The 3,994-nt window shown below is 74.7% G+C and carries 1 protein-coding gene; it reads left to right on the forward strand.

Going from position 1 to position 3,994, the window contains the following annotated elements; all coding sequences use genetic code 11:
* On the forward strand, positions 1–3,994 hold a 3,994-nt coding region (locus AC068A_RS37195; protein ID WP_478590722.1), incomplete at both ends, for a type I polyketide synthase.

A 3,994-nucleotide genomic window follows, 5' to 3' on the forward strand; every position in this document is an offset into this window, starting at 1 on the left:
CCCGCTGGCTGGCCGGCGCGGGTGCCGAGCGGCTGGTGCTGACCAGCCGCCGGGGCGCCGACGCGCCCGGCGCCGCCGAACTGGCCGACGAGCTGACGGAACTCGGCGTCGAGGTGGCGGTCGTGGCCTGCGACGCCGCCGACCGGGACGCCCTCCGCAGCCTCCTGGCCGCCGAGGCCGAGACCCTCACCGCCGTCGTCCACACCGCCGGTGTCCTCGACGACGGCGTTCTGGACGCCCTGACGCCCGACCGCTTCGAGAGCGTCCTGCGCGCGAAGGCGACCTCCGCACTCAACCTCCACGAGCTGACCGCCGAGCTCGGCATCGAGCTCTCCGCCTTCGTGCTGTTCTCCTCCATGAGCGGCACCATCGGTGCCGCAGGCCAGGGCAACTACGCGGCTGCCAACGCCTACCTGGACGCCCTGGCCGAGCAGCGCCGGGCCGCCGGGCTCGCCGCGACCTCCCTCGCCTGGGGCCCGTGGGCCGAGGGCGGCATGGCCGCCGACGAGGCCCTCGAGACCCGGATGCGCCGGGGCGGCGTACCGCCCATGGACGCAGACCTCGCCATCACCGCACTCCGGCAGGCCGTCGGCTCCGACGACGCCGCACTGACGATCGCCGACTTCGACTGGGCGGCGTTCGCGCCCGGCTTCACCGCGGTACGCGCCGGCCGGCTGCTCGGCGACCTGCCCGAGGCCGAGGCCGTCACCGGCGGCACGCGCCCGGGCGACCGTACCGACCGCCCGGGTGCGTCGCTCGCCGCGCACCTCGGGAGCCTGACCGAGAGCGACCGGGAGCCGTTCCTGCTCGACCTCGTCCGCACCCGGGTCGCCGAGGTCCTGGGCCACTCCGGCGCCGAGGACATCGAGGCCGGACGGGCCTTCCGCGAGATCGGCTTCGACTCGCTCACCGCCGTCGAACTCGGCAACCGGCTCGGCGCGGCCACCGGACTGCGGCTGCCGGCCACGCTCGTCTACGACCATCCGACCCCCGCCGCGCTCGCAGCCAACCTGCTCTCCGAACTCCTCGGCACGCAGGCCGAAACGACCGGCCCGCCGGCCGCGGCCGCCGACGACGACCCGATCGCGATCGTCGCGATGAGCTGCCGCTTCCCCGGCGGGGTGCGCACCCCCGAGGACCTCTGGCAGCTGCTGGCGTCCGGCACCGACGCCATCTCGGACCTCCCCCTCGACCGCGGCTGGGACCTCGACGCCCTGTACGACGCCGACCCGGGCGCACAGGGCACCTCGTACACGCGGCAGGGCGGCTTCCTCTACGACGCCGCCGACTTCGACGCCGACTTCTTCGGCATCTCGCCCCGCGAGGCCCTCGCGATGGACCCGCAGCAGCGCCTGCTGCTGGAGACCTCCTGGGAGGCGTTCGAACGGGCCGGCATCGACCCGGAGACCCTGCGCGGCAGCCAGGCCGGCGTGTTCGTCGGCACCAACGGACAGGACTACCTGTCCGTGCTCCTGGAGGACCCGTCCGGTCTCGAGGGCCACCTGGGCACGGGCAATGCCGCCAGCGTCGTGTCCGGCCGGCTGTCGTACGTGTTCGGCCTCGAAGGCCCGGCGGTCACCGTCGACACGGCCTGCTCCTCGTCCCTGGTCGCCCTGCACTGGGCGATCCAGGCGCTCCGCAACGGCGAATGCGACCTCGCCCTGGCCGGCGGAGTCACCGTGATGTCGACGCCCGGCACCTTCATCGAGTTCAGCCGGCAGCGCGGCCTGGCCGCCGACGGCCGGATCAAGGCCTTCGCGGCAGCCGCGGACGGCACCGGCTGGGGCGAGGGCGTGGGCATGCTGCTCGTCGAGCGGCTGTCCGACGCGCAGCGCAACGGCCACCCCGTGCTGGCCGTGGTCCGCGGCTCGGCCGTCAACCAGGACGGTGCGAGCAACGGCCTGACCGCGCCCAACGGGCCCTCACAGCAGCGCGTCATCCGCGCCGCCCTCGCGAGCGCCGGCCTGGCACCCGCCGACGTGGACGCCGTCGAGGCCCACGGCACGGGCACGACCCTCGGCGACCCGATCGAGGCGCAGGCGCTGCTCGCCACGTACGGCCGGAACCGCACGGACGGCAATCCGCTGTTCCTGGGCTCCGTCAAGTCCAACATCGGGCACACGCAGGCCGCGGCCGGCGTCGCGGGCGTCATCAAGATGGTGCTGGCCATGCAGCACGGAGTGCTGCCCCAGAGCCTCCACATCGACGAGCCTTCGCACCGGGTGGACTGGGAGGCAGGCGAGATCGAACTGCTCACCGAGCGCCGGGAGTGGCCCGAGACCGGCCGTCCGCGCCGGGCCGGCATCTCTTCGTTCGGCTTCAGCGGCACCAATGCCCACACGATCATCGAACAGGCCCCGGCGGCGGAGGCGGCAGCCGACGCGGAGGAAAACCCGCTGCCGCTGCCGCTGCCGCTGCCGCTGCTGGTCTCGGCGAAGAGCGAGGCGGCACTGCGCGCCCAGGCCGACGGCCTGCGCGCCCGGCTGCTCGCCGACCCCGCACTCCGTCCGGCCGACGTCGGCAGGACCCTGGCGACCGGCCGTTCGGCGTTCGACGAGCGCGCGGCGGTGGTTGCCGCCGACCGCGCGGGCCTGCTCGCCGGCCTCACCGCGCTGGCGGAGGGCGGCTCGGCGGCCGGGCTGGTCACGGGTTCCCCGGCCGGCGGCAAGGTCGCTTTCCTCTTCACGGGGCAGGGCAGCCAGCACCCGGGCATGGGCCGCGAACTGTACGACGCCTTCCCCGTGTTCGCGGACGCGCTGGACGAGGCCTGCGCCCGGTTCGACCTCGACGTGCCGCTGAAGGACGTCCTGATCGCAGCGGACGCGGCTGTCCCGGACCGAACCGATGTGCTGGACCGGACGGAGTACACCCAGCCGGCCCTGTTCGCCATGGAGGTGGCGCTGTTCCGGCTCGTGGCGAGCTGGGGCCTGAAGCCGGACTTCCTGTCCGGCCACTCCATCGGTGAGATCGCGGCGGCGCACGTCGCGGGCGTCCTGTCCCTGGACGACGCCTGCACGCTGGTCGCGGCCCGCGGCCGGCTGATGCAGGCGCTCCCGGCCGGCGGGGCCATGATCGCGGTGGAGGCGGCGGAGGACGAGGTCCTGCCGCTGCTGACCGAGGGCGGCCGGGTGGGCATCGCCGCCGTCAACGGCCCGCGGTCGGTCGTGGTCGCGGGTGACGAGGACGCGGCCGCCGCCATCGCCGCGGCCTTCGAGGCCCGGGGCCGGAAGACCAAGCGGCTGACGGTCAGCCACGCGTTCCACTCGCCGCACATGGACGGCATGCTGGACGACTTCCGCCGGGTGGTCCACGGCCTGTCCTTCGCCGCCCCGCGCATTCCGGTCGTGTCGAACCTGACCGGCGCCCTCGTCTCGGACGACATGGGGTCGGCGGACTTCTGGGTGCGGCACGTCCGCGACGCCGTCCGCTTCCTGGACGGCATCCGCGCCCTGGAGGCCGCGGGCGTGACGACGTACGTCGAGCTCGGCCCGGACGGCGTGCTGTCCGCCCTCGGCCAGGAATGCGTCCGCGAGACCGGAGCCGTGTTCGTGCCCGCCGTACGCAAGGGCCGTCCGGAGGCCGAGACGGTGATGGCCGCCCTGGCCCGGAGCCATGTCCGCGGCATCTCCGTCGACTGGCCGGCCGTCTACGGGGCCGGGGCCGTACGGGTCGATCTGCCGACGTACGCCTTCCAGCGCCGCCGGTACTGGCCGGAGGCCGCACTGGTGCAACGGTGCGTCGCCGCGGGCAGCGGACCGGATGCGGACGGCTGGCGCTACCGGGTGTCGTGGAAGCCGCTGACGGATGCGGCGGCTGCTGCGCGACTGTCCGGTGCCTGGCTGGTGGTGACCCCTGCCGCCGGTGCCGACGGCACCCGGGCCGTGGTGGATGCCCTGGTCGGCCGTGGTGCCGAGGTCCGGCAGGTGGTCGTCGAGTCCGGTGCCGATCGTGGCGTGGTGGCGGGTCTGCTGGCCGGGGCCGATGCCGGTGCCGT

This window comes from Streptomyces sp. NPDC043854 (assembly GCF_056436005.1).